At 44.0% G+C, this 24,887-nt stretch carries 36 protein-coding genes; 31 read left to right on the top strand and 5 right to left on the bottom strand.

Annotated elements, in window-relative coordinates; all coding sequences use genetic code 11:
- Positions 1–52: 52 nt before the first annotated feature.
- The 3 genes from ACYRYY_RS06585 to ACYRYY_RS06575 are packed head-to-tail and all read left to right on the top strand — an operon-like array spanning position 53 to position 2,092.
- A complete protein-coding gene (locus tag ACYRYY_RS06585) occupies positions 53–358 on the top strand; it encodes a hypothetical protein (protein WP_460214813.1) in 306 nt (101 codons plus the stop codon).
- A complete protein-coding gene (locus ACYRYY_RS06580; protein WP_460214812.1) occupies positions 355–1,353 on the top strand; it encodes a 2-hydroxyacyl-CoA dehydratase family protein in 999 nt (332 codons plus the stop codon). Before ACYRYY_RS06585 ends, ACYRYY_RS06580 begins: the two co-directional genes overlap by 4 nt.
- Complete coding sequence (locus ACYRYY_RS06575; protein ID WP_460214811.1) at positions 1,343–2,092, top strand: acyl-CoA dehydratase activase; 750 nt, start codon at positions 1,343–1,345, stop codon at positions 2,090–2,092. Before ACYRYY_RS06580 ends, ACYRYY_RS06575 begins: the two co-directional genes overlap by 11 nt.
- A 64-nt stretch (positions 2,093–2,156) precedes the next feature.
- Here the strand turns inward: ACYRYY_RS06575 and ACYRYY_RS06570 are convergent, their stop codons facing one another.
- On the bottom strand, positions 2,157–3,173 hold the full coding sequence (locus tag ACYRYY_RS06570; RefSeq protein WP_460214810.1) for a helix-turn-helix transcriptional regulator: 1,017 nt from the start codon (positions 3,171–3,173) through the stop codon (positions 2,157–2,159).
- 110 nt (positions 3,174–3,283) lie between these two features.
- Positions 3,284–4,948: an ammonia-forming cytochrome c nitrite reductase subunit c552 gene (locus ACYRYY_RS06565; protein ID WP_460214809.1), complete on the bottom strand. Its 1,665-nt coding sequence runs from the start codon at positions 4,946–4,948 to the stop codon at positions 3,284–3,286.
- A gap of 355 nt (positions 4,949–5,303) precedes the next feature.
- Here ACYRYY_RS06565 and ACYRYY_RS06560 point away from each other — a divergent pair, with 355 nt between their 5' ends.
- The 6 genes from ACYRYY_RS06560 to ACYRYY_RS06535 all read left to right on the top strand — a co-directional run bounded on the left by ACYRYY_RS06560 (position 5,304) and on the right by ACYRYY_RS06535 (position 9,231).
- On the top strand, positions 5,304–5,744 hold the full coding sequence (locus tag ACYRYY_RS06560) for a DUF3015 family protein (RefSeq protein ID WP_460214808.1): 441 nt from the start codon (positions 5,304–5,306) through the stop codon (positions 5,742–5,744).
- 40 nt (positions 5,745–5,784) lie between these two features.
- A complete protein-coding gene (locus ACYRYY_RS06555; RefSeq protein ID WP_460214807.1) occupies positions 5,785–7,581 on the top strand; it encodes an Lnb N-terminal periplasmic domain-containing protein in 1,797 nt (598 codons plus the stop codon).
- 19 nt (positions 7,582–7,600) lie between these two features.
- Positions 7,601–8,128 carry a hypothetical protein gene (locus tag ACYRYY_RS06550; protein WP_460214806.1) on the top strand — a complete coding sequence of 176 codons (528 nt, stop codon included), beginning with the start codon at positions 7,601–7,603 and terminating at the stop codon, positions 8,126–8,128.
- The gene (locus tag ACYRYY_RS06545) at positions 8,129–8,431 is read left to right on the top strand and encodes a HipA domain-containing protein (protein ID WP_460216464.1); all 303 of its coding nucleotides are present in this window, start codon (positions 8,129–8,131) and stop codon (positions 8,429–8,431) included.
- A gap of 10 nt (positions 8,432–8,441) precedes the next feature.
- Positions 8,442–8,897, top strand: a complete 456-nt coding sequence (tnpA, locus tag ACYRYY_RS06540) for an IS200/IS605 family transposase (RefSeq protein WP_460213868.1) — start codon at positions 8,442–8,444, stop codon at positions 8,895–8,897.
- 64 nt (positions 8,898–8,961) lie between these two features.
- Complete coding sequence (locus ACYRYY_RS06535) at positions 8,962–9,231, top strand: hypothetical protein (RefSeq protein ID WP_460214805.1); 270 nt, start codon at positions 8,962–8,964, stop codon at positions 9,229–9,231.
- A gap of 332 nt (positions 9,232–9,563) precedes the next feature.
- Here the strand turns inward: ACYRYY_RS06535 and ACYRYY_RS06530 are convergent, their stop codons facing one another.
- Entirely contained in the window at positions 9,564–10,646 is a 1,083-nt protein-coding gene (locus tag ACYRYY_RS06530; protein WP_460214804.1) for a tyrosine-type recombinase/integrase, read from the bottom strand.
- A gap of 167 nt (positions 10,647–10,813) precedes the next feature.
- Here ACYRYY_RS06530 and ACYRYY_RS06525 point away from each other — a divergent pair, with 167 nt between their 5' ends.
- The 6 genes from ACYRYY_RS06525 (at position 10,814) to ACYRYY_RS06500 (ending at position 13,580) form a co-directional block, all read left to right on the top strand.
- Complete coding sequence (locus ACYRYY_RS06525) at positions 10,814–11,158, top strand: hypothetical protein (RefSeq protein WP_460214803.1); 345 nt, start codon at positions 10,814–10,816, stop codon at positions 11,156–11,158.
- Between the two features lie 157 nt (positions 11,159–11,315).
- Complete coding sequence (locus tag ACYRYY_RS06520) at positions 11,316–11,552, top strand: hypothetical protein (RefSeq protein ID WP_460214802.1); 237 nt, start codon at positions 11,316–11,318, stop codon at positions 11,550–11,552.
- Positions 11,553–11,595: 43 nt separating this feature from the next.
- A complete protein-coding gene (locus ACYRYY_RS06515; RefSeq protein WP_460214801.1) occupies positions 11,596–12,096 on the top strand; it encodes a hypothetical protein in 501 nt (166 codons plus the stop codon).
- On the top strand, positions 12,093–12,893 hold the full coding sequence (locus tag ACYRYY_RS06510) for a hypothetical protein (RefSeq protein ID WP_460214800.1): 801 nt from the start codon (positions 12,093–12,095) through the stop codon (positions 12,891–12,893). The genes ACYRYY_RS06515 and ACYRYY_RS06510 overlap by 4 nt, the downstream gene beginning before the upstream one ends.
- Positions 12,894–12,895: 2 nt before the next feature.
- A complete protein-coding gene (locus ACYRYY_RS06505) occupies positions 12,896–13,099 on the top strand; it encodes a hypothetical protein (protein ID WP_460214799.1) in 204 nt (67 codons plus the stop codon).
- 43 nt (positions 13,100–13,142) lie between these two features.
- Entirely contained in the window at positions 13,143–13,580 is a 438-nt protein-coding gene (locus tag ACYRYY_RS06500; RefSeq protein ID WP_460214798.1) for a hypothetical protein, read from the top strand.
- Here ACYRYY_RS06500 and ACYRYY_RS06495 read toward each other — a convergent pair.
- Together ACYRYY_RS06495 and ACYRYY_RS06490 are read right to left on the bottom strand one after the other, a co-directional pair.
- Entirely contained in the window at positions 13,577–14,431 is an 855-nt protein-coding gene (locus tag ACYRYY_RS06495) for a BRCT domain-containing protein (protein WP_460214797.1), read from the bottom strand. The two genes, ACYRYY_RS06500 and ACYRYY_RS06495, sit on opposite strands and share 4 nt — an antisense overlap.
- Positions 14,428–15,138 (bottom strand): XRE family transcriptional regulator, encoded by a 711-nt coding sequence (locus ACYRYY_RS06490; protein WP_460214796.1) that lies wholly within the window; start codon positions 15,136–15,138, stop codon positions 14,428–14,430. Before ACYRYY_RS06490 ends, ACYRYY_RS06495 begins: the two co-directional genes overlap by 4 nt.
- A gap of 265 nt (positions 15,139–15,403) precedes the next feature.
- Between ACYRYY_RS06490 and ACYRYY_RS06485 the strand changes: the two genes are divergently transcribed.
- From ACYRYY_RS06485 to ACYRYY_RS06410, 16 genes are all read left to right on the top strand, one after another.
- Positions 15,404–15,613 (top strand): hypothetical protein, encoded by a 210-nt coding sequence (locus tag ACYRYY_RS06485; RefSeq protein WP_460214795.1) that lies wholly within the window; start codon positions 15,404–15,406, stop codon positions 15,611–15,613.
- Between the two features lie 64 nt (positions 15,614–15,677).
- Entirely contained in the window at positions 15,678–16,127 is a 450-nt protein-coding gene (locus ACYRYY_RS06480) for a phage regulatory CII family protein (RefSeq protein ID WP_460214794.1), read from the top strand.
- Entirely contained in the window at positions 16,127–16,336 is a 210-nt protein-coding gene (locus ACYRYY_RS06475; RefSeq protein ID WP_460214793.1) for a hypothetical protein, read from the top strand. The genes ACYRYY_RS06480 and ACYRYY_RS06475 overlap by 1 nt, the downstream gene beginning before the upstream one ends.
- 108 nt (positions 16,337–16,444) lie before the next feature.
- A complete protein-coding gene (locus tag ACYRYY_RS06470; protein WP_460214792.1) occupies positions 16,445–16,852 on the top strand; it encodes a hypothetical protein in 408 nt (135 codons plus the stop codon).
- 4 nt (positions 16,853–16,856) lie between these two features.
- Positions 16,857–17,669 carry a DUF2303 family protein gene (locus ACYRYY_RS06465; RefSeq protein WP_460214791.1) on the top strand — a complete coding sequence of 271 codons (813 nt, stop codon included), beginning with the start codon at positions 16,857–16,859 and terminating at the stop codon, positions 17,667–17,669.
- Between the two features lie 154 nt (positions 17,670–17,823).
- Positions 17,824–18,393 carry a hypothetical protein gene (locus tag ACYRYY_RS06460; protein ID WP_460214790.1) on the top strand — a complete coding sequence of 190 codons (570 nt, stop codon included), beginning with the start codon at positions 17,824–17,826 and terminating at the stop codon, positions 18,391–18,393.
- Positions 18,390–18,566: a hypothetical protein gene (locus tag ACYRYY_RS06455; RefSeq protein ID WP_460214789.1), complete on the top strand. Its 177-nt coding sequence runs from the start codon at positions 18,390–18,392 to the stop codon at positions 18,564–18,566. Before ACYRYY_RS06460 ends, ACYRYY_RS06455 begins: the two co-directional genes overlap by 4 nt.
- A gap of 5 nt (positions 18,567–18,571) precedes the next feature.
- Complete coding sequence (locus ACYRYY_RS06450) at positions 18,572–18,844, top strand: hypothetical protein (RefSeq protein ID WP_460214788.1); 273 nt, start codon at positions 18,572–18,574, stop codon at positions 18,842–18,844.
- 13 nt (positions 18,845–18,857) lie between these two features.
- A complete protein-coding gene (locus tag ACYRYY_RS06445; protein ID WP_460214787.1) occupies positions 18,858–19,052 on the top strand; it encodes a hypothetical protein in 195 nt (64 codons plus the stop codon).
- A 105-nt stretch (positions 19,053–19,157) separates the two neighbouring features.
- On the top strand, positions 19,158–19,322 hold the full coding sequence (locus ACYRYY_RS06440) for a hypothetical protein (RefSeq protein ID WP_460214786.1): 165 nt from the start codon (positions 19,158–19,160) through the stop codon (positions 19,320–19,322).
- A 3-nt stretch (positions 19,323–19,325) separates the two neighbouring features.
- Positions 19,326–20,150, top strand: a complete 825-nt coding sequence (locus ACYRYY_RS06435; RefSeq protein WP_460214785.1) for a hypothetical protein — start codon at positions 19,326–19,328, stop codon at positions 20,148–20,150.
- Position 20,151: 1 nt separating this feature from the next.
- A complete protein-coding gene (locus tag ACYRYY_RS06430) occupies positions 20,152–21,405 on the top strand; it encodes a replicative DNA helicase (protein WP_460214784.1) in 1,254 nt (417 codons plus the stop codon).
- A 1-nt stretch (position 21,406) separates the two neighbouring features.
- The gene (locus ACYRYY_RS06425; RefSeq protein WP_460214783.1) at positions 21,407–22,057 is read left to right on the top strand and encodes a phage tail protein; all 651 of its coding nucleotides are present in this window, start codon (positions 21,407–21,409) and stop codon (positions 22,055–22,057) included.
- A gap of 122 nt (positions 22,058–22,179) precedes the next feature.
- Positions 22,180–22,692 (top strand): hypothetical protein, encoded by a 513-nt coding sequence (locus ACYRYY_RS06420; protein WP_460214782.1) that lies wholly within the window; start codon positions 22,180–22,182, stop codon positions 22,690–22,692.
- Positions 22,661–24,643: a phage terminase large subunit family protein gene (locus tag ACYRYY_RS06415; protein ID WP_460214781.1), complete on the top strand. Its 1,983-nt coding sequence runs from the start codon at positions 22,661–22,663 to the stop codon at positions 24,641–24,643. Before ACYRYY_RS06420 ends, ACYRYY_RS06415 begins: the two co-directional genes overlap by 32 nt.
- A complete protein-coding gene (locus ACYRYY_RS06410) occupies positions 24,628–24,885 on the top strand; it encodes a helix-turn-helix domain-containing protein (RefSeq protein WP_460214780.1) in 258 nt (85 codons plus the stop codon). Before ACYRYY_RS06415 ends, ACYRYY_RS06410 begins: the two co-directional genes overlap by 16 nt.
- The last annotated feature ends 2 nt before the right edge of the window (positions 24,886–24,887 follow it).

Here is a 24,887-nt window from a genome sequence, read left to right as displayed (position 1 = left end):
CACATATGTGCGTATATTTATCCCCGTTCTTACTTTTTTAAACAGGTGATTTATGTATCAGGAAAGATGGATGCTTGTCCGTGAGGACATGACATGGGATGAGGTGCGCTTTGAAGAAAAAAACGGGGTGTACCTTGTTCATCTTTATAAAAAAAGAAGGGATCTGGAATGCTCCCTTGTTTCATCTAATGAAACAACAAAGGTTTACAGGCTTAAAGACATGGTAACTGACGAAACTTATGATATAGTCGATTTTGCGGAGATGGACAGAATGTTTGAGGAAAACGGAGTGATATTCCGCAATAGAAGAGGGCTTCATAAAGAGGTCCGCAGGTACATAGACTTCAGCCTTTCATGAAAAAACGCATCGGCTTTACAACAACCATTCCCGTTGAAATTATTCTCGCTGCCGGACAGGTCCCGGTGGATCTTAATAATATCTTTATAACCGATTCCGACCCCACTGCTTTTGTGGACTATGCCGAAACCGAAGGGCTTCCCCGCAATATATGTGCATGGATCAAAGGGATCTACACTGCTGTCGTCCGTGGGAGCATAGATGAGGTGATCGCCGTTACAGAAGGCGACTGCAGCAACTCTCATGCTTTGGCAGAGCTTTTTATGGAACACGGCATACCTGTTCACAGTTTTGCATATCCCTTCGGCAAGAAGGACAGGCGAAGCTTTCTTGAGCAGGAGTTCCGCTCTCTGGCGTCTTCACTTGGCACAACTTATGAGGCTGCGGCGGAATATACTAAAATAACAGACCCCATACGCACAAAACTCCGCAGGCTGGATACTCTGACTGTTGAAGAAAAAGCTTCAGGATTTGAAAATCATCTGTGGCTTGTAACCTCCACCGATTTTAATACAGAGCCCGTCAGCTACGAGGCTGAACTTGATGCTAAACTTGCTGAGATAGAAACACGAGACAGTGCCGGACGGAAAATACGCCTCGGTGTATTGGGTGTTCCCACAATATATGATGACATGTACGCATTTATAGAGGAGAAGGGCGCTTCTGTGGTGTTTAATGAAATCCAGCGGCAGTTCGCAATTCCCAGCACCAATGCCGACTATATATCAAGATATGCCGAATACACTTACCCTTATGATGTCTTCGGGCGGATTGCGGATGTGAGAAAACAAACGGCAGAACGCCGTATAGACGGGCTGATACATTATGTTCAGTCCTTCTGCTACCGCCAGATGCAGGATATCACGATCAGAAAGCACATGGACGTACCGGTTCTTACCATCGAAGGGGACTCGCCCTCCGGGATAGATGCACGGACGAAGATACGCATAGAATCATTTATAGAAATGCTGGAGGCACGTAAAAATGACCGTTAAAGCGGGAATAGACCTCGGCAGCAGATATGTTAAGCTTGCTTTTCTCAAAGACGGAGAAATAACATACAGGCGCTGGGACACAGCAGAGTTCTACCGCTCATTCGTGAGAAGAGGAGCAGAAGGACTTGTTATTGATCTCGATGCAGCGGGGCTTGAACACGCAGACTCAATAACTGCAACTGGTTACGGGCGCAATCTTCTTAACTTTGCTAATGCTAACGTTATCTCCGAAATCAAAGCTCACTTCAGAGGAGCCCTTGAAGCTACTGGCGAAAGAGACTTCCTTCTGGTGGATGTCGGCGGGCAGGACAGCAAGGTGATCTGTGTGCAGGAAGGCTATATCGAAGATTTTGTGATGAATGATAAGTGTGCCGCAAGCACCGGACGATTTCTGGAAAATGCCTGCAGTATTCTACAGATCTCGCTGGATCAGCTTGCAGAAATGACTGATAATCCTGTTAAACTGAGTTCAACATGTGCCATCTTCTCCGAAAGTGAGATAATCGGCAAAATAGCTGAAGGGTACACAACAGAGGAGATCGGAGCAGGCGTGAACGAATCTATCGCGCGGAGGCTTTATCCTCTGATGAAGAAATACCGCAACGAGAAGATCTTTGCCTCCGGCGGAGTGGCATCAAACAGCGCCCTGATCTATTTCTTAAGCGGAATGGCGGGCAGAAAGATCGAAGTTCTGCCCGACTGCCAGTACAACGGGTGCAGAGGCTGTCTGGCTTATTGATTTTTATTCTCCGGCAGAATTTATCATTTGAACACTGCTGAAGAATTAGCACATTTTGCGTTTTTCAGAACTTAATGTCCCTTATTTCGCAAAGTTTGTCAGCTATTGATTCATTTCTGCCGCTTAATCCGAGTTTTCTTCTTATGTTCTTTCTGTGCGTGTTTACTGTATCTGTCGATATAAACAGTTCATCCGAAATCTCTTTTGTGCTTAAGCCCCTTATTATATAGGAGCATACAACGGTTTCGGAAGGTGTAAGACCTGCAAGTTTTTCCTTGAGGCTTTTTACCATGTCACGTTCCTGAACGGGCTGCATGCTGAATATATATGATTCAGGAGTAAGTTTCATCAGACGGGTGAGAAACTGCTCGCCGTTCATAAAACGCACATACTTATCAGTGTCTCTTCCGTAGGATTTAACAAAATCACAGAAATTAATATAGTGATAATCCAGCAAGTTGCAGATCTGCTTCTCCAGACTGTCTATTAAAGCAAAATATTTATAGGCCGGCTGGTTCATCATGCTTATTTTGCCTGTTGAACAGACAACGGCAGCAGGGTAGTCAAATGTTTCTAGTATGGCTCTGAACTGTGATTCGGCAAACCGAAAGTCGCTGCTTAGATTGTTTATTTCCTCATGGTATTTTTCTGTTATCTGCATGAACCATTTGCGCATGGATAAAAGCTCAAAGGCGTCAAAAACTTTTCTGTAATTTATTATAAAGTTAAGAGCTTCTGTTCTGGGAATTGACGATTCAAGGAGCATATGCTCATAACATATGTTATAAGTTTTTGTTACCCCAATCAGAAAATCGATTCGTGTGCCTCCGCTGATATGCGTCTCCGCCATATCCAGCAGAGGTTTCATTATGCCGGGATTCTGCAGCAGATCAAAATAGTCTACATCGCCCTTGTAATGCTTTATCACTTCCACAGCCGCCAGCATGTTTTCTGCACGGTAGTTGTCATCGCTGTAGATTTCCCTGTCACCTGATGTCAGCCCTCTATGAAAAAGAGCAATTGACTTATTAAGCGCTGAACGATCAGTCAGAGTTTTTATGATTTCGTCTATGATTTCCATAAATAAATTAACCTTGATATAATAAATATTAATAATAGTTTAAATGCCCGGGAATTCAATAGTTTTAAGAAATTGCAGGCATCCGGAGGGATGCCTGCGGGTCTGAATTATTATTTTAATTTCTTTTCGGTTTTTTTCGCTTCAGCCAGAGCAGTGTTAAGCTCCTTCATTGAAGTGAAAACAGTTTCTTCGTGAAGTTTGGGATCGTGTACTCCCTGTGAGTAGTCTGTCTGCCAGAAATCCACAACAGTAAGAGCGCGTTCCAGAGCATTGTCAAGTTTAGCGTATGAATCTTTGCTTACGCTGATTTCTCCGTCTATTACTCTCTTCATATAAGCGATAATTTTATCCTGCTCTGTACGCAGATATGTAAGCTGATTGCGTGCTTTTTGCTGGATAACTTCTATTTGATAGAGAGCCTGTTCAGCCTGTGTCCAGTTATATGTTGTTCCTGCACCATGGCAGTCGGATCTGAGGCATGTCATAGCTGTTTTCTCAGTTGGAAGCGATGGCTGATGCTCCATATGTCCGTCAGCAGTTTTAGCAAAATGGCAGTCTGTACATCCTACTCCTGCTTTACCGTGTGCAGACTGGGAAACTATTTCAAGCTGCGCATGGTCTTCCATTGAGGCGTATTTTGTTCCTGTTACGGGATGAACCTTGTTGTAAAGGTTATGTTTTTTATAATATTCCTGGTTTTCAAGCGGGCTTTTCGTAAAAAGGGTTGTCGAAAGGTTACCGAAATCCGTACCTGAAAATTTTTCATCCGTGTCTCTGTCCTTGTAGGTGACAGCAGTGTGGAATGCCATATGGCACTGACCGCACATAAGGTTTGAATCCGGACGCTCAAGGATAGCTATACGGCGTTCGTAACCACGTTCACCCATTTTTATAATTTCAGCTTTTGCCATTGTTTTGCCTGCATTCTTCTGGTAGCCGTTGTCTTTATATTTCGGATCGGTCATCCCTTCAATAAGGATGTCGTTTACAACACGGGGTTCAGCGGAATGAGGATCATGGCAGAAGTTGCAGTTAAAGCTTGTCTCCATTTTTTTAATTGTCGGGAAGATAGGGGATTTTAAGTCAAGGGGCGCTCCTGTTCCCTTTCTGCCGAGGTAGGAATAATCGAGTATGTTATCAGCAGATTTACACTTAAGGCAGAAGGCGGTGCTTGCTATTCCCTTCATTTTCTGGGGACGCCATGCGGTGCTTGGTCTTGTTCTGTACATGTTATCGCCGTCTTCCGGATGAAGATCCTGCACAGAGTCCCAAAGCTTTTCAACGGGAACAGCTTCGGAATATCCGGGTTTGTAGTCATATCTTCCGCCCATACGGTTTACTGTCAGATCAGCAAGAATTCCCACATGGTAACGAGGTATGCGTGTCTGGACATTTTGGAATGAACCGTCGGCTCTTTTTACAAGCTGGTAACTTGCAGCACCGTTTTTTCCTGCCCATGACATATGATACTTGGTATTGAGCATGTCATTAAGTTCAGCATCGTGACATTGAGCGCATGCCCTGTGGTCTGTGCGCACAGTCGGGCGGTTTTTTTCGGACGGTTCTGTGGAATGTTCCTTCGGAACAGAGTGGCAGAAGCCGCAGTTCACACCTGCGTGTGAGCCTCTTTCGTGAAGTGTTTTGACCGTTTCGTGGCATTCAAAGCAATTTTTTGAGTCAACAAATGTAACGTCTGCTTTGTCTACTGATTTTTTGCCTGCGTAGCCGGCAATGCAAATCAGCGTAAATAAAAGTACTAAAGCTGCTTTACGCATACTTAACCTCCATTAGTGTTTAGGCATTTTGTACTGCTGTACTCCTTCAAACAATGGGGAAAAGAGACTTGCAGTAATATCCTCTTTTGCACTAGTATTTTAAGGAGATATGATTGTGTTTGATGACAGCTCAATGGTGAATTAGTGGGTATGGACGGCTGAGTTGTCCTGTGTTCAGCGTGAGTTAAATCATTATTGCTGAAATTTGAACATACGATAAAGAGGATATTAACTTAAAAAAAGTTAATTTTTTGTGAGAAATAACAAGCATTTTCTGGGCTATATGATAACATTATTCATGTCAGTTTCGGTTCTTTTGTATTCATATGAACCTGAAAGCTGTTGGAGGATAATTATGAAAAAAATCTTTGTAGCCCTTGCTGTAAGTGCAGTATTTACCGGAGCCGCTTTTGCTGCCGGAAATACAGGCTGCGGACTCGGAACCCATCTGCTCGGTGAGCAGGACTCCGTTATTGTTCAGTCTTTTGCTGTGACAACTAATGGAACTTCAGGTAACCAGACTTTCGGTATCACTTCCGGTACTCTCGGATGCGAAAAACCTTCTAAGTTTGCTTCTTCCGAAAAAGTGAATGAATTTGTTCAGGCTAACCTTGACCTTCTTGCCATTGATATAGCAAAAGGCAGCGGCGAAACTTTAACAAGCCTTGCTGAACTCATGGAAGTTGCTGATGTTAACGCTTTCTCTGCAAAACTTCAGGCTAACTTTGCTGTTATTTTCCCTTCCGCTGATGTTGAATATGCTCAGGTAGTAGATTCAATATATGCAACAATCTAAACAAACTAAAGAGGGGCGCACCGCGAGGTGTGCCTTCCTTTTGTGTCTTTTTCTGCTCCTGCCTTTCAAAGCTGCTTTTTCAGATGAGCATGATATCTTATCAAAAGCTGCAAGCTCTCACGAGTGGCAGGTTCTCCTGCACTATGAAAGAGGAGTTTTCGGCAACCGGAGCCTTGTGGACGATCCAGATTTTTTTCTTAACAAAAACGGCAAATATGATCCGTATGCGGAGATTTTGTCTTTGTATGAAAACATATATGGAGACAATTTAAGGGGTGACGGCTCTGCCGTGTGCCGTTTTCCGCTACGTGCGGAATTTCTTGCTGAAAAGCTGGGGAAACCCTTATCAGATCTTCATCTTGATGAATGTATTGAACTCAAAGAGTTTATGGATAGCATAAACCCTGTTAAGGCCAGCATTATTTTTCCGTTTTACCATATGAACAGCCCTGCATCTATGTTTGGTCATACATTAATACGCTTTGACTCCTCCCTTGACAGTAAGCTCGTTTCCACAGCGATCACCTACGCAGCCGATTACAACGGCACAGACGGCGGGATAATGTATGCTGTTAAAGGCGTTACAGGGCTTTACGCCGGACGTTCTGAAATTTTACCGTATCACAGAAAAATAAGAGAATATGATAACATCAATCAGCGAGACATATGGGAGTATGAGCTTAAACTCACCCCTGAAGAGGTCCGCAGGATGGTTTTGCATTCTTATGAAATACAGCTCACATGGTCACGTTATTACTTTTTTGATGAAAACTGTGCGTATAACCTTTTGTTTATCATTGAAGCCGCAAAACCGGAGTCCCATCTGACAGAGGGCTTTTTGTGGGTTATCCCTATAGATACCATTTATATTCTGAGAGACAAGGGGCTGCTCGGCGAAGCTGTTTTCCGTCCGTCACAATCCACCAGAATGGCAGAAATGCTCAAAGACATGGAACCGGCCATTTATCAGGCAGCAGTTCAGGCAATTGAACAGGATAAGCTAGATATACCGGAAGATTTTAATAACAAGGATAAAATCCGTCTGCTGGACTTCTGGATTGAATACACTCAGTTCAAAAACAGAAAAAAAGAGGTAAACCGGTACACGGAGGAGCTTATTGGCGTACTCCGCCGCCGTGCTGCAATACCTGAAAAAATAGAGTATAATTTCTCTGTCCCAAAAGAGCCTCTTGAGGGGCACAGACCCTCAAAGGTCAGTTTAAAAACAGGCAGCAGCAACGGAAACCTTTTCAGTGAAATAAACTGGCGTCCGGCTCTGCATACACCTGAAGACAGCGACATCGGGTTTCTTGAGGGCTCTTCACTGGCTTTTTTTGATATAACCGTGAGAAAAGAAGAGAATGAGGATCTCATTCTGAAAAAGCTTAGTTTTGTTGATATATATTCCCTTGCTTCTGTTACGGAAATTTTCAGCCCTGTGTCATGGAAAATGAATTTTGGTCTGGAGCATCTGGATGAACTGCACTCAACCGCCGCTTTCATAAATCCGGGCGGCGGCAAGGCTTATAAAGTTTACGGAGGACTGCTTTACGGACTTTTTAATACAAAGATCCGTGCTTCAACAGGATATGAAGAGGGTTTTTCCGCCGGAGCCGGTCTGGAAGGCGGGTTCAGTAAGTCCTTTGGTGGTTTCAAAGTACGCCTCAGTGCAGACATAATGCGTTACGGACTGGGTTATGACACCTCTGAAGGAACCCTGAAACTTGATGCGCACTATTATATTACTCCGGATTTATCATTATCTGCCGGATTTAAAACCGGCTTGGCTGATGACAATAAAGATGATGTTTATATGAGTCTCGGTTTTAACTTTTAAGAACTCAGGAGAGAGAGCTTTGAGAGTCTATGTACGTTTATTTGCAGTTTCAGGGGCAACCTTCGGGCTGATCATCTTTTTACTGAAAGTGCCGGTATTGGGGTTTGAGAGTGCTTTCACAATCGGAGTTACCGCAGGCTTTCTTTTCGGGCTGATATTCAGCAGCATAATTTATGTAATAAGCTGCTTCAGTGGCTCTGGCAAAGTTTCAGCATGCAAAACCGTCAAGCCGTCTGCATCTGTTACAGTGAATATCCCTCTGAGTTTTGACGAAGCTTTTGATACTGTCTGCAATACTCTCGAAACTGGTCTGAAATACAGAGTTACACAGAAAGATATAGAGAATGGCAAAATAAATGCGGAAACGGATATGACATGGAAAAGCTGGGGAGAAACCATTGAAGTTGTTTTGACTCCTGATTCCGGAAAAGGTACTCATGCGGTTTTTACCAGCAGCTCCTCGGTGAAGCTTACCTTGGTCGATTTCGGCAAAAATCAGGATAATATAGAAAGGATCATCTCTGCTTTGCCTGTCCGGGTTGGTTAGATTGTTTTTAAAATTTTACAGGTTTTTTGCAGTGTTGAAGCGAGCGAACCGGAAAATGCCCAGTTATCCGGTGCCACCAGAAACACTAAGTATCGCTCCAGTATGGAACAGGTTGCAAAGATAATAGAAAAATACTGCACCTTCCCACAGGTTGAAAAAGAAAAGCTTTTCAGGCTGGCTTTGTTTTCATTTATTACAGGCAATGAGGATATGCACCTCAAGAACTTTTCTCTGTTATATGAAGGCGGCAAAGTCCGGCTTTCACCCGTTTATGCGGTCGAAGACAGAACACCACGCTTTTAAGCGTGGATGAATGAGCCTTTCGACGGTATACTTTTCTATGGAAATCATTAAGACCTCTCACAGTGCTTATTACTTGAAATATCATGTAGTTTGGGTTTGTAAATACCGTCGAAAGATCCTGAAGCCTGGTGTCTGTTCTTATATTCGTAAAACGTTGCCCAGTTTATTGAGAAGTATGCCTGGCGTTGAAATAGAAGCCATTGGCTTTGACTTAGATCATTTGCATATGGTTATAATTATTCCTCCCAAATATAGTATTTCAGATGTTATGGGTAGATTAAAAAGCCAATTGGCTTCCCGTATGCGAAAATTTTTTGATTGGTTAGAAAAAGTATACTGGAATGAAAATATAGTGTGGTCGCCAGGCTACTTCGTTAGCAGTATTGGTTTGAATGAAGACGTAATTAAAAATTACGTCGAAATGCAAGGGCAACAGGATTCAGGACAGCTCAAGATTGAGCTGTAAAAAACATGCGATAGCATGGCGAAAGCATAGAACCCCGGGTTTACCCGGGGGTATCTATGATCTTTTGAATACAACCATAGCTATTCCGAATCCGATTGAAGAGCTTGCATTGCCGTTAAGAGCGAAGAAAAACAAAATAAGCAAAGAAGATCTGATAGATTATTTTGCTGCTGAAAGGCTTGGTTTAAATGACAAAATAATTAATAAGGCAGTTTCTAAACTGAAATCGGTTTCTTCAGACTGGGAAAGCATGATTAAGGCGAGCTTTTTATCTGCTGCTATGCAGGAAAAATATCTAGGACTGCTTTCTGAACGCCAGCAAAGATTATTTTAGGGTGGTTAATGTAGTCAGATGTAGTCATTTCATGAAATAAGGGCTTCAAAGAAAAAATCTCTGAAACCCTTTATTTAAAGTGTCGAGAGGGGGACTCGCTTTTATTTCGCTTTCGTCCTGAAAGCTTATAAAAGTCCAGAGCATTTACTTCCGCCGCCGTCGTGGCGGCTTTTCCTCCCTGTTCGGTCGGCGTAAATTCCCGTTCTCGTCCCCTGTAAACAAAAAAGCCCCTGACAAATGTCAGAGGCTTTTTCATATGCCGAGGGGGGGACTCGAACCCCCACAGGATTAACTCCCACAGGTACCTGAATTACGTGTTTGTTATTGATATATCAGTCTTTTTTAAATTTATTGTAGTCAGTTTTCTTTATTATCAGTTCTTTATTGTAGTCAGTGAGTTTGCTTTGTGCTGATTTCATCTTAGTTATTGCGATTTGCTGATATATTCTTGTCGTTTCTGCGTCTGCATGTCCGAGAATTGTTTGAATTACGGAGTCGGTTACATCCGCATCTACAAGATGTGTTGCGTATGTGTGTCTGAAGAGATGCGGGTATATTTTCTTTGTTATTCCGGCTCGTTTTTTTGCGTATTCAATGATGCCTCTGAGGTCTCTTGAATGCGGTTTTTTTGAGTCATATGGAGAGGGGAAGAGGTATTCAGAGTCGGTTATATTCACATGATAGTTTATCGGTTCGGTCAGAAAATCGGGGATTGGGACAAAGCGGTCTTTTCCGCCTTTTCCTTCTCTGATATAGATTTTTTTACTGCCGGTGTCTACATCTTCAATTTTGATATTGCAGCATTCTGATATTCTGAGTCCGCAATAATAGAGTATGCAGAAAAAGAGCTTGTGGTAGCCTCCGCAAGCGTTTAAAAAACGGATAACTTCTTCTTGTGAAAGGACTAAAGGTTTTTTGTCTGTGACAGGAAGTTTCCTTCTTTTTAGCGGTGGTATTGTTATTCCGGCTTCATCATCTGCCCAATTCAAAAAAGCATAGAAATAAGAGAGTTCTTTGTTTATTGTGCGGTTTGAAACGCCGTCAGTTTGCCGTTGTGCTTTAAAAAGCTCTATGTGCCCGGTAGTTAGTTCCGGTATTGTTAGTTTGCCGAAATGCGGAATTATTTGAGCATTAAAGACTATTTCATAATCAATGACTGTGTTTTTACGCTTGTAGATTTTGATAAAGTCAAAGAATCGTTGTGCAAGGTTATTTATTGTGTAAGTTTCTTTTATATTTACCTTTTTCTTTGATGTATTTAAAAGGGCGGCTTCGATCATTTTCGCTTGTTCTTCGGTCACGACTGAGGCAGGAAGAACCTTACGTTCTCTTTTGCCTTTTCGCCCGTTCGGGTAGTAGTCAATGATGAATTTGCCGTTTTTATCTCGTCTTACGCTCATGTTGTTATGTATCATATATCTGATACATAAAGCAACTGCGGGAGCGGTTGAAAAGCGGAGAGAAATAAATCTAAAAATATTTAGATTTAAGTGTTGACAATCTAAAAATATTTAGATATTATTGCATTATAGACAGGGCGGACGGGAACACCGCCCTGAAAAAAAAAGAAAGGAGAAAGAAAATGGCAACAGTTACAATCAAAGGGGTCACAGGTTTTTGGAACGGTAAAACGTACAAATCAGAGAAAGCAGATCATAGAATTTATGTAGGAGAACAGGAGCTGCATGTAACAAAAGAAGAATATCAGTCTCTTCTCGATGAAAGCACAAGAGCATCCGAAGCGGCAGTAGCAGCAAAATGTCGTCAGATTCGGGAGCTTTTTGATAGTCTCCCTAAAGAAAAAAAATGGAGCATAATAGGGGATATGGCTATAGATGCTGCTGAATCAACAAGGGATAAGAATATAGAAAAATCAGCGTTTGATTTCGATCATATGTTTTTTGAACTGCTGACAAACAAAAAGTAATTACATGCCTCGCCTCGGCGGGGCTTTTTTTATCTGAAAAATAATCTAAAAATATTTAGATTTAAGTGTTGACAATCTAAAAATATTTAGATATTATTATCTCATAGACAGGGTGGACGGGAACACCGCCCTGAAAAAAAAAGAAAGGAGAAAGAAAATGACAAGGATGAGAAAACTTCACAAAATAGCAGAAACTCTGAAAATCGGCGAAGAACTCATGGTAAGTGTATCTGTTGGCGGCTGCGGTTTCAAAAGCGGCTACAGCCTGAACAGGCATGAAAACTATATCCTCCGCAATTTTGAAGAGGAAACGGAAGTGGAACATACAGGTCACACCTTCGGCGGTGGCGGAACACTCCAGTATTACTACAGGACACGAGTCCTGAATAAATAGACCCAAAAGCCCCGCTCCGGCGGGGCTATAAAAAGGCGGTAAAATGAAAGATAAAGAATTGGCTAAATTGTTAGGCATCACACCCAACGCCGTATACCTGATGGGGAAAAATGACCCCGTAAGAAAAGATCTGCTGAAATATGCAGCGGAGGAATTCATGAAAACTACGTATGTGATAGACTATATAAAATGGGAACTCGGAGAGGGCGGTTTCTGCATCCCCGCAGACTACAAAGAAAGGGAAAAAAAGGGTGAGGGATGGTCTGCTATTTGCATGGCAGATAGCCAGAGAGACCGTCTGCTGAACGAGGCGACAAAGGCAGGTGTCGAAATGATATATTGTCCATATTCTGTCAAGCTCATGGTTGCATCCGGCGCAACATTTTTTGAGCATTTCCCTACTTTTGAAGAGGGAAAAGACTATATAGAAAAACTCCTCTCTGATGGTGCTATGTTCAACCACTGCACTCATACAGACCTTCTGGAAAGATACCCGAAGGTGAAGAGGGTGTCAAAAGAGCTTTGGGACGCTCTGGGAAGATGAAGCATCTTGCTGATCTACACCTGAATCTTGAAAAGGGGGCGGCGTTGCCCCCTGTTTCCCTCGGTGTGCTGACCGCACACAAGGATTCCGGAAAGATTGTGATCCGTATTCCCGCCGATCTGGTGGAAATGCTGAAAGAGACAGATTCACTGAAGCTCTCCGGCAACTGTCTTGAGTCTGTGGGCGGGTTCGGCTGTGTCTACATAGCAATGGATGCAGAACAAAAAACAAAAAGAGAAAAAAACGAAAGCGATGTAGAGGGCTTCTTTGTCTGGAATGAGCCGGACAGGGAAAAGGGGTTCTTTCCCCTTGCGGAAACAGACGGCGGGGTATCTATATTTCCTCTCTGTGGCTTGCCACGGGACGATGAACCGATGCTGAATCATGTCCGCAGACAGGCAAGGGCTTTTGACCCGGCGGATTTTGAAGCGGCTGTGAACTGGATGGTTTCCATATATTTCTTTGTTCAGGAGAGCTTCAGGGCTGAACCTGTCTCTATTGAAAAGGAATATACCGAAGCGCTTCAGCGCAAATACACAAATCCGAAAAAGCGGGCTGTGGCGCACGCAAACGCTTTCAACAGGGTTTATCTGCAAGGCTGGAAGTCAACATCGGAAAAGCGGGAAGCCTTCAGAACAGGCAGAGCGCTTCAAGGTGCTTGGATTGTCCGTGGACACTGGCGGCAACAGGCGCACGGAAGCGGGCATAAAGAACGCCGCCTGACATGGATTGCGCCCCACTGGAAAGGCAGCGGGGTTGTCACAGGCAAGGAATATGTCTTGCCAAAGCCGAAATAGATATGTATTTTTTCTTATGGTTGGATTCTTTCTCCTTCCATGTTCCCAAGCCCCGCTTCGGCGGGGCTTTTTCTTTTTCGGGTGATGTTTCTGCACTTTTCGGGTATTATTTGAAAAAAAAACCGGAGGTGCGGGAATATGCGTTATTTGCTGATTATTATGATGCTGATTGCGGGCGGGTGTGCGTCAAAAGCGGTGCTGAATGACCGTGTTACTTTTGATTCTGAGCAGAGGTTCAGGCAGATTGACATGAGGGAAAAGGGCGTGATTTCACTTGATAATGAATCAAAAGATTTGTTTGTTGCTGAATACCCTTCCGGTTTTGTCGGTGCCGCTGCTCAAGTCCGGTTTGATCTCGGAAGTCTCTTTGATTCTTATTTAAAGCAAGCAATGTTTTATTCCGGTGCTTCGGGTGAAAAGGCTGAATATAAGCTTAATATTATTGATTTTGAATACACTTTTAGCGGTACAGCAGCGGCGGCGGCACAAAGAGAATTTGATTATTGTAAAATGGATATTGAGTTTGTTAATAACGATAATCCGGGTGTTCGATACCGTTTTAGTGATTTTACTGATATACCGTCTGCGGAAATTCTTTCAAGCTCCGGAAAAGGGAGAGCGATAACGGAAACAGTTGAGAAAATAGTGCAGCGGTTTTTGATTGCGGTTTCGGGGGCTGTTCCTTAAAAATGCTTTAACCAGTGACTTTCAGACACTATTTTTATCTGCCTTCCGTAATCATTGCGGTAGTCCATAGCTTTTTTAATTTTGTTGCCAAAATTGCCATATTTCCAATCTGGGCTTTCTATAAGCCCGATTACCACATATTCAGTTTTCATTGTTACGTTTTTTTGCGGAACTGCATTAAGTTGTTTGAGTATGCTTTCGCAATCTTTTTTTGTGCCTGTTATGAATTCGCCTGTGAGACAAAAGAGGTGATTTTCAAAATAGACATGAGGTTCAGGGTTATCTATAGGCAGGCGTGTTGAAAGGTCGGCATAAAGGTCTGTTATGCCTGCCTGTTCGCCTGTGAAGGTTTCTATGTGCGCTAATATGGCTTCAAGGTCGTTTTCTTCCAAAGTTGCTTTATTTATGAACCGCTGAAGGCGGTGGAAAAGTGCATTGAAAGGAAATTCGTAAAGATGGCTACTCTGAGAGCGAAGAAAACGGAAAAGTTTTTGTGCTTCAATGGGCTTAATGATTGTGTCACTCACTATGCCTTTGCATAATCCTAGTAGATGGGTAACATCCCCTGCCTGTGCTTCAAACATGTTGTAATTATCAATCAGGGCGGTCAGTTTTGCCTGTTCGCTGTCATCTAAAAAGCCGTCAGAGAGGTATGTTTTTAAGTCTTCATATATTCGCAGTGCGGGCGTGTGATCAAAGATGGGTTCATTCCTTCGCATCCAGTTAAGTAGGTATTCCGCCTCTCTCTGCACTACCGTTCCATCTGATATAATACCTTTTATTATGCCATAAAATTCGCTTACTGTTTTATTAAAATTCTGCTCTTTGTTAAATCTTGAATATTCTCTCATGCTTCTCTCCAAACTCTCCGCAGTATGCCTTTTATCGGATTGTGGTTGATTTCTCTCAAGTCGATTATTAGGGGCTTGTACTTGCTGTTTTCAGATGTAAGAAAGAGGTAATGGTCTTTTATCATTGCTTTTTTCAGCATTAAGCCTGTGTTTCCGTTATCGTCAATTATATGTACAAGATAGATTTTGTCAGGCTGAAGATAGTCGGGTGACATTGTGTATGGCTGAATTATTGCGAGGTCATTTTCAAGTAAATACGGGCTCATGGAATCGCCCCGCACTTTGAAAGCGTGCCATGTGTCTTCTGTGTGATTAATTTTAGGGATGCAGACCCATCCGTCCACATTATCTCGGCTGATTTCCACGATAGCCGGTGTTGCTGCTGCTCTGCTCTCAAAAATAGGTATGAAAGTAAAATTCTGCTGATTTGCCGCATCCGGAGGAGCTGAACCCCAATGAACCGTGGGTTCTGGTAATATAGCGGGGATGGGTTCGTTTTTATTGTCTATATCGGTTTCGCCGAAAAAATAGCCGGCGGGAACATTTAGGGCTTTTGCAAGTGTTTTGATTTTTTCAATATCCGGTTCTCTTAGTCCGTTTGAGTAGTGCGAGATACTGCTTGATGATATTCCCGTAAGTGCTTCCAGTTTACTATATGAAAGGTTTCTTGCAGAAATAGCTTTTTTCAGTAATTCGCTAAAAGACATTTTTCCTCTTATGTTCCGAACCATTCAGAATGATTTGAAATGCTTAAGAACGGTTCGGTTATCCTGTAGTAAAATCAGATTATATATTTGATATATAAGATATTTATAAAAAATACGCTCTATAGATAAATTATATATCCTCTATACAAATTGTACAAGTCTTAACTGCTCTAATTCAAATTCATATTTCACTCTTTACAAACTGTACTTTTTTTCTTGACACCCTTTACATTATGTACTAACCTATTTTTAAGGGGTTTACAAAATGGCTTATGTAAAGTTGCGGGAAATAGTGCCTAAAAATCTTCGGTCTGAGTTGAGAGAGGTATTAGGCGTCAGTGATCAAGCTTGGTGGTCGTACCTTTCGGGGCGGCGTCGCCCGTCACCTGAAACAGCTTATGAAATAGTGCTGTTTCTTCGTGAAAGGGGTGTTGATGCTTCGCTTGAAACTATCCTGCTGTCAAAGTCCGCTTAAATAGAGCATACCCCGCTTTTGCCGCTTTGGGAACTGCGGGAATACATAAAACACGGAGGGTGTTATGGAACATCGTGAATCTCACGAGGCTATGAGGGCAGTCATTGGGCGTGACACGGCACTTGTGGCAAAAACAGTAGGCTTGAGCCAGTCAACTATACAGCATTGGTGCGTGGACTGCGGAAGCATGAAAAATCCGCTTGAACGAATCCTTGAGGTCTGCCGGATTGCAAAGGCAAGGGGCAAGAAAGACTATTCCGCTCCGGTGCGGTTTTTGGCTGATAGCTTGGGTTTTATGCTTGTGCCTGCGCCGGAAATGCGGTCTGAAGCAAAAACTATTTCAAAATCATTTCTAAATACTATGAAAGAAGTTTCGGAATTTACCGCCGCTGCTTCCGCAGGGCTTGAGGACGGCAAAATAACACCGGAGGAGCGCACTATTATTCTCGCTGAAGGGCGTGAGGCTGTGCAGAAAACAATGGTTTTTCTCCGCCGTGTGCAGGGGGTTGTGTAATGAGCCCCGCCGGTTACAGAGAGCGCATTATACGGCTTGAACTTCTTTATTTCTCAATATTTATAGCTTGGGCTCTGGCGGACGCAGAAAACGGAAAATGGGACGCAAACGAGGCAAAAACGTTTTTCGGGCGTTATCCGGAAATGTTTGTTTCGGATGCTCCGTTTGCGCTTGAGTGCATGAATAAAGAGGCTGAAGAAGCGGCATGAGCGGTGAAACATTTATAGCAATAATAACAGGGTTCGGCTTCGGGTTCTCGTTAATGTGGCTTACCGCCTGTTTTGCTATGAACATAAAGAAATAATCGGAGGTAAAAAATGGCAGAAGCGGCAGTAAAAGAGTCTGCGCCGGAAACGCAGGCAGAAAAGAAAGTGCTTTCGCTTTATCAGGCGGAAGTTAGCCCGCTTGTGGAGGATGCTGATATTGAGTGTCTTGTGCGCACTGTGGCGGGGATCGGTGACGGAACATTGATCACTGAGCTTGTCAGTTATATCAGAGAAGCAGGTATGGCTATTCATGCGGGGCGTGGAAATGCAGAAGTAGTTATGTCTATTAAGTTTAAGCAGGGCAAAACAATGCCGGATGGTTCGCTTACGATGGATATGGAAGGTTACAGCAAATTCACGGTGCCGCCGAAAAAGTTGGCGGGCAGTGCGTTTATAACATCACGCTACGAGCCATCGGCAATGCGTGAGGGTGTCCAAGTTTTGAAAAAGGAGGATTGAGAATATGTGCTTGCATAAAGAAGGGATAATTCAGCCGATGCCGGCGGAAGAGTTAGAAGAATTTTTACCGCCGTTCAAGGAAATTGATAAGCGTCATGTGCTTATTCGCAACGGCTACGAAATTAAGGAATTTGAAAACGGAGTCGGCAGGTTTAAGGATGATTCAATCGATGTAAACATCGTTGACTGCGGGCATTTTGCGGAGTTCGTGAACGAATATAAAGTCGAAAATACCAAAATTTTCTATGACTCCGCCAAAATTCAGGCTGTATTTGATTACGGCAGCGGGAAAGATGCGGCGGACTGGCGCAAGCGTAAGGCTACGCTTGAGATGATGCCGACTTTTCAGTTTAGGGAGTTTGCAGGAATCATCAATAAAAAGGCTTCGCATCAGGATTTTGTAATGTCCATGAAGAAGCTTTATCCGCATATCAGCATGAGAGATTCAAAGGTCACTGACATAGCGTTCGCAGATATCCTCGAAACCCTCTCGGCGACAAGAAAGGTCGTCTCTACTGAGAAAAACCATGAAAGGGGCGCAATTATCTCTGTGGAGATAAAGAGCGGAAAGGACAATAAGGACCTGCGTCTGCCTGAAAAAATCCTCATAACCATACCTGTTTACCGCAATGATGAAGAGATTACTGCAGCGTTTGAGTGTGAGCTTTACAGCACTACGAACGACTCCGGCGGAATCATCCTGCAGATGTATTGCTATGACTATGAAAACGTTGTGCAGGATGCAGTAGACAGGCTTGTGACTAAAATTATCACAGGGATTAAGGATGTTAAAGCTTACAGCGTAAAGAGTGTTTGACCCACCGTTGCCTTGCTCGTTGTTCCTTCTGTCGGCGGGCAAGGATTTTTTTAAAAGGGGGTGTGTATGCCTGTGTTTGTTTAGTTTTGGATAGTTAAAAAGATGCTCTGTGCGGGGGCAGGGGGCATCTGTTTAGTTATTTAAGGCGGGGAAAATGGCGGAATGTGTTGTTTGCGGTATGGAGATACCGGGGAAATGGTGGCGGAAATACTGTTCTGATAAATGCAGAGATAAAGCACGGCAGAAACCGGAACGGAGACCGTGCGAAGTGTGCGGGACTCCGCTGAAAAGGGCACAGGTTAAGTTTTGCGGCAATCTGTGTAAGCAGAAAGCTGCAAATCAGCGAAAGGCGGAAAAGGCGGCGCAAAAACCGCTTGTTCGGTTCATTTGCGAAATCTGCGGGAAAGAGTTTTTCAGAGTGAATAAGCGGAAAAGGGTTGTCTGCGGTAATGAATGCAGAGCGGCTTATGAAAAGCTTTTTCATAAGGAATATGACAGCAGAGGCAGGGTTGAAAAAGGCAAAACGGATTATCCGGATTGGACTTTTCATAAAGATGAAAGAATCCGCAGGGATGTTCAGTTCTGGTTTTTGACGGGACAGATAGATAGAGCAAAGAAAGGTGTTAAGTTCACTGACTATGAGAAATTTTTAAGATGGAGTCTGCGGGGTAGTGGGTTGGTTAAAACAACTGCGCTTTCTGCGGGCGGAGAGGTGCATAGATGAAAGTGAGTTTTGGCAAGGAAGCGGGCAAAGTTTTAAGTCGGCAGACCGGAGAAAAGACGGTTAAGGCGAGAGCAACGGCGGCTCTTTGTCCGGAGTGTCATAAAACAGTTTTAGCGCATGACGGCGGATGTATGTTCTGCCCGAACTGCGGATACAGTAAATGTGGAGGGTGAGGATCATGGCTATAAAAAAAGGAACTAAACAAGTCAGTAATGATGCGGTCATGCTTCGCATGGAGAAGCGTTATCAGGAGGCTATGGAGCGTATCGAAGCGAGAGCAACAGCGGCTATAGCAACTATAGAAGCAATGGCAAAAGCGGCTATGACGGGTAAATCTGCGCCGGATACCGGAGATTTTCAGACAGCTATAGAGGCTTTGGCAAGGGGTGACAATTCAAAGCTTGACGAGTTTATGAAAAACGGCGGGATAGTGCCGAAAATAGGGAATTAGGCGGGGTGCGGTGATGACTGATAAAGAGCAAGTGAACAGGCTTGAAAAAGAAAACAGGCGGCTGAAGGATGTTATTCAAGACGCAATATGCACACTGAATAAGATTCCATATTCCGGCGGGTGGGGAGAAGAAAGAGTTTCAGCAGCTTTGAGAGGACAGAAATTTGAAGTTATGGGGATACTTTCTGCGGGGTTGAGAGATGATTAATACTGCATAGCTGATTTTTTAACTCAAACTTAATCAAAAGAAGCATTTTGAGCCTTTGGAATCGGGACAATATAGGTTTGTCCTGATTCTTGAGGAGCAAAGAAAATGAGAAAAAATACCGAATTTGAAAGGCTTCTGGAAAGGATAAGAGCTGCTAAAAAGAGCGGCAAAAGGTTTAATTACTGCGATTATGAGCGTCTGAAACTGTTAATTCCTGCTGAAAATTATGAGGCGGATATAAGGCGTTTGACAAGAGCGATGGGGGTTTAAGAAATGGCATATCCACGGCGGGTTGTTTCCGGCGGTTTTTGGGAAGATGATTACATCGGCTCATTGTCGCCTAAAGAAAAGCTTTTATTTATATACCTTTTAACTTCTCCGAGGTCGAACCTTGCGGGGGTTTATGAGCTTAAGATGCGCCCTCTCATGTTTGACACGGGTTTGACTGCGGAAGAAATCAGCGCAGGTTTTGAAAAATTCGCATCAGCGGGCAAGGTTTATTATGAGAAAGAGATAGTGATTATAGTGAACTTCACTAAACATCAGTCGTATAACAAAAATATGCTGCGTGGTGTTGAAAGCATCTTGAAAGGGTTTGAAAGCGTTCTGAACGGTTCGGAAGGATTTGAAAGAGTTAAGGAAGCGTTCGGAAGGGTTAGGAATCATTCCGAGGAAGTAGAAGTAGAAGATAATATATATAATATAAATAATAATATAAAACAAGAAACAGAAGAAAAGAAAAAGCCGGTTAGGAAACCGGCTGCCTCCCCTGTTTACGGGCAAGGGGATTATGATTTTGTTCAATTCATGGAGCGGGAGCTTCGTTTCAACAATCCGAAAATGCGCAAGCCGAATCTTTTCAGATGGGCGGAAGAAATACGCCTCATGCGTGAACGTGATAAGCGCACTTTTGAGGAAATCAAAGCGGTCTTTCTTTTTGCAAACAATGATTCTTTCTGGTCTACGGTTATCTTGAGCCCCGCAAGTCTGCGGGAAAAGTTTGACAAGCTCTTTGTGCAGATGAAAGCGAAAAACGGCACTAAGCAGAGCGGTGAACCTGCTAAAAAACCAAAAAATATAATAGGTTACGGTGGTTAATATGAAACGTGTTGTTCCACATTCTCCGGAAGCTGAACAGGCTGTTTTGTCCTGCTGTCTGCTTGATGAAAACCTGATAGAGCGTATCAGTGCAATTATCTCTGTGGAGTCTTTTTATTCTCCGGTGAATCAGTATATTTTTAAAGTTATCAGTGATATGAAGCGTCAGGGCAAGGCTGTTGATGTAGTCACGGTAGCAGCGTATGTGAACGGAAAAGGTGAACTTGAGCGGTGCGGAGGGATTGAGTATCTCTCTTCTCTTGTTGAGATTCTGCCGGATGGGCGGAAGGCGGCGGATTATGCGGAGATAGTGGCGGAAAAAGCGAGGCTGCGGGCTGTTATCGCTATCTGCGCCGATGTTTCCGAGTCTGCGTATCAGTCAGAGCCGTGCGGAGAAATCGTCATGGACGCTGTGCAGCGTTTGCAGGGGCATATACGCACCGGAGCTAGGTTTCAGACGTTTCCGGACAGGGTTGACGCTCTTCAGTCTCGCATTGATGGCTATTACGAGGGCAGACAGGCGGGGGCACTATGCGGTATTAAACCGATTGATGAAGCTCTGAACGGGTTTCAGGCGGGTTTGTATGTTATCGCCGGGCGTCCTTCGATGGGAAAAACTTCATTCAGTATCAGGGTTAGCGTGGGTTTGGCTGCAAACGGCAAACAAGGACTTTATTTTCAGATGGAGAACAACTTAGATGTTTTTCTTGAAAAGGTTATAGCTCTGCTCACGGGTATCACAAAGTATGATTTGCAGTATGCGAAGCAAAGCCGGAATGATTTGAACCCGGCGTTTGAGCAGCTTTTTGTATTGCCGATGGAGTATTCAGACAGTCGTTTCACGGCAGAACAGGTAAGGGCTGTTGCACTGGAGAAGTTAGGGAAAGTTGATTTTATTGTGATTGATCAGCTCTCTCAGATGCCGTTTCCGAAGGGGTGCAGAGATTCAATTGAAGGGTATGGACGTAATGTCAACGGGCTGAAGGCACTTAGCAAAGATTTGGGCATTCCTGTCATTCTGTTGTCGCAGATAAACAGAGGTGTGGAGCAAAGGCAGGATAAACGCCCGATGCTGTCAGACTTGAAGCAAACAGGCAGTCTTGAAGAAGACGCAGACGTGGTTATGCTTCTCTATCGTGACAAGTATTACTATCCGGAAAAAGGCAATGACGGCATGGAAGTTAATATAGCAAAGAACCGAATCACTGACAGAACAGGGACGGTTGTATTCAAGACCGAATTCGGACGGGTGTGATATGGCTATTAATTTGCATGTGGATTTCAGCGGCATCACGGACGAGGTTGACAGGGATAAACTGAATCTGGCTATTGCTCGCTCTCTCAACCGTGCGGCTGATTCAGTGCGTTCTAATCTGCCAAAACAGGTAAGGGATATCTATGACATAAAGCTTAATCAATCAGAGATTAAAAGCATGTTGAGTGTTCAGCGGGCTACACCGTCAAGACGGGCTGTCTATGTTCGTGGCTCTGGTCAGCTCGGCGTAAGTCTTACGAAATACTACGGAGCTAAGATAGTCGGTATTAGGCAGAAAGCCCGCTCTCGGAAAGCTATGTATGCAAATACAGGTGTAAGCTACAAAATCACAAAAGCAAAAGGCAGGCAGAAGACGAGGAATAAACAAGGGTACGGATGGTTTGTTGCGCAGATGAAATCAGGCTATGAAGGTATCTTTAGGCGTGCAGGGTATAAGACAAGTAAGGGCAAGGAAGCCCTTGAAGTTTGGCACGGTCCCGGTCTCGGCAGGATTCTTTCACATAGGAATATTGAAGCATTCGCAAATGCTCACATGGTGAGCAGGTTTGATACAGAGTTCACAAGATACCGCAATTATCAGCGGGCGCAATCAGCAACGTCAGTCTATAGCGGCGGGGTCAGATTAAGATGATGGCTCTTGAATCACGGGTCCTTTCTACACCCCCTCTAACTACGGGTCGACGGAGGCGCAGGGGATTGCCGTTTTTTTGTAGTGAGTTAGAGAGTTCGGTTTCGTTTTGAGGGGATAGAGGGATGGAGTTTGTTGTCGGGGCGAGGGATGTGGGCGAACTGTTAGGGATGACAGAACGCAATGTGCAAATACTTGCTAAAGAAGGAGTTTTTAAAAAGGTTGGTCACGGTCAATATGACTTGCGGGCGGTTGTTCAGGATTATGTGCAGTACGAGATAAAGAAAGCCGCTGAAAAACGAACTGACCGAAATCTGGCGGCTACGGTTGATTATCAGGCAGTTAAAAACGAAACGGAGCTTAAAAAACTGGTGACGGAAACAACGCTGAAAGAGCTTGAACTTAAAAAGCTTGAAGGTGAGTTAGTTGATATTGAAGCCGTTGAGGCTTTCGTGGCGGGGCTTGCGGGTATGACAAAGGATTCTCTTTTCGCAATGCCGGATAGACTTTCAGAACGGCTTGCAGATTGTGACGATGCTCACACATGCCGGGCTATTCTTGAAACGGAAATAAGACAGTTGCTTAAAAATTTTGAGGATAAAGCGTATGAGCTTGGCACTATTGCAGACGAAGCTTGATGAACAAGCGGCAAAGTTCCGCAAAAATGCAAAGATAGTTTGTCTTGATGCTTACCGTGCGGCAATTCAGCCGCCGGAAAATAAGACTATTTCAGAATGGGCGAATGAAAGACGCTTTCTTCCGAAATCTGCAAAAATGCCGGGCAGATGGCGGAATGAAGTAACTCCGTACTGGACAGAGGTGATGGATGTTTTGTCTCCGCAGTCCCCTGTGACTGACGTTGTGACAGTGAAACCAACGCAGATTGGCGGGACAGAAGTTGGGCAAAATATGCTGCTCTACTATATGGATATTGACCCTACTAATATTCTGCTTGTAATGCCTTCTGACGGAGTGATTAAAACGCATGTTGAAACAAAGCTTGACCCTGCTTTGGCTTCGTCCGGTATTCGCACATTTGGGCGCAAGAGGAATCAAGACAGCATCACAGAAAAGAAATTCGCCGGCGGGCTTCTTAAGATTGTTTCTTCAAACTCTGCTACATCTGCCCGCTCTTACTCTGCCCGTGTGATCTGCATGGATGACATAGACGGATTTCCCGCTGAACTGGGCGAAGAAGGAAACGCTATATCATTGTTTTCAAAGCGAAGTGACAGTTACGGCATACGTGCCAAAAGATATAAAAACTCCACACCGACAACTTCAAAAGGGCATATCTGGGTAGCGTTTCAGGATTCTGATCAGCGTTATTATTACGTCCCGTGCCCGCACTGTGAGAGTGAGTTTGTTTTTGATTTTGATGGGCTGAAATACAATGTCAACGCTGCTGGAGATTTGGCAAGTGATGTTGAATATTGCTGCCCGTCCTGCGGGTGCTTGATTCGTGAGAGTGAGAAACACGAAATGATGATAGCCGGAAAATGGATTCCACATAATCCGGGAAACCCTACCCGTGGCTATCATATCAATGCTTTGTATTCACCGCTCGGTATGGTGTCTTGGCGGCAGATTGTAAAGGAATATCTCGCTGCTAAGAAAGCTATGCGGACGGGTGATACAAGCTTAATGAAAACATTTGTGAATACCCGTAAGGCTTTACCGTGGTTTGACAGGATTGAAACTGTGGATGCTCAACTTATTTTTGAGAAAAACCGCAGCAATCCGGGTGCTTATGACTGGGATAACCTGCCTGAAGAGGCTTTAGTTCTCACTTGCGGAGTGGATGTGCAGGATGACCGCCTTGAAGCTGAAGTTGTTGCGTGGGGGCGTGGTGAAGAGTCATGGAGCGTTTGTTATAAAACCTTCCGTGGGAATCCCGCAATGCTGACAAGCGGCGGCATATCAGGACAAGAAACAGTATGGGAGCATCTTTCAAGCTTGCTTGACCGTACATACACTTTTGAAGATGGGCGGACGGCTAAGATTGCTTGTACCTGTATTGATAGCGGCGGGCATCATACAAAAACAGTTTATAGGTATGTTCAGCCTAGGCAGGGGCGGCGGATTTTCGCTGTTAAAGGTGCGAGTACGGCGGGTGCGCCTCCTGTGCAGTTTTCTAAAAAAACTACTGCAAGGGTGCGTCTTGCAAACATCGGAACGGACGGTTTCAAGGATACGATATATAGCCGCTTGAAAATTGAGGAATACGGATATGGATATATGCACTTTCCGTTTGAGTATGTTTTGGAGCATTTTGAGCAGCTCACGGCAGAGCGGAAAGAGCATAACGATAAGACGGGTAAATGGACTTGGAAACTGCCTAGCGGCAGACGAAATGAGCCGCTTGATTGCCGTGTATATGCTTCGGCAGCGTTGACGATTCTGAACCCTGATTTTGACAAGATGTATGAGAGAGTTTTGGCACTGCGGGAAGAGATTGAGGCGGCAACGGCGGAAGCTGAAACGGCAGTGGCGAACGAACAGGACGAGATTACGGAACGGCGGATAGAGAAGAAAAGAGAAAAGAAAAACAGAACAAAACGGAGGGTGAGCGGATGGATAAACGGGTAGAGGCGGGCATAACACCCGGCGGGGTTAAACAGAAAATTCAGGAAACGATTGAGCAGAATCAGCGGGCAGGCTTGCGCTTTACTGTTTTCACAACGGCAGATGTGGCATTGCTGCTGAACTGCACAGACCGCACCGTCCGTAATCATATAGAGTTTGGCAGCCTGCGGGCGAAAAAGCCCGGCGGAAAGTGGGTTATAGAGCCCTATGACTTGCTTGTTTTTATAGAAGAGCGGGGGTTTTGAAG

The organism is Geovibrio sp. ADMFC3, from assembly GCF_054687035.1.
The sequence above is the reverse complement of the archived record's forward strand: the minus strand, read 5'-3'. Positions and strand labels throughout refer to the sequence as shown.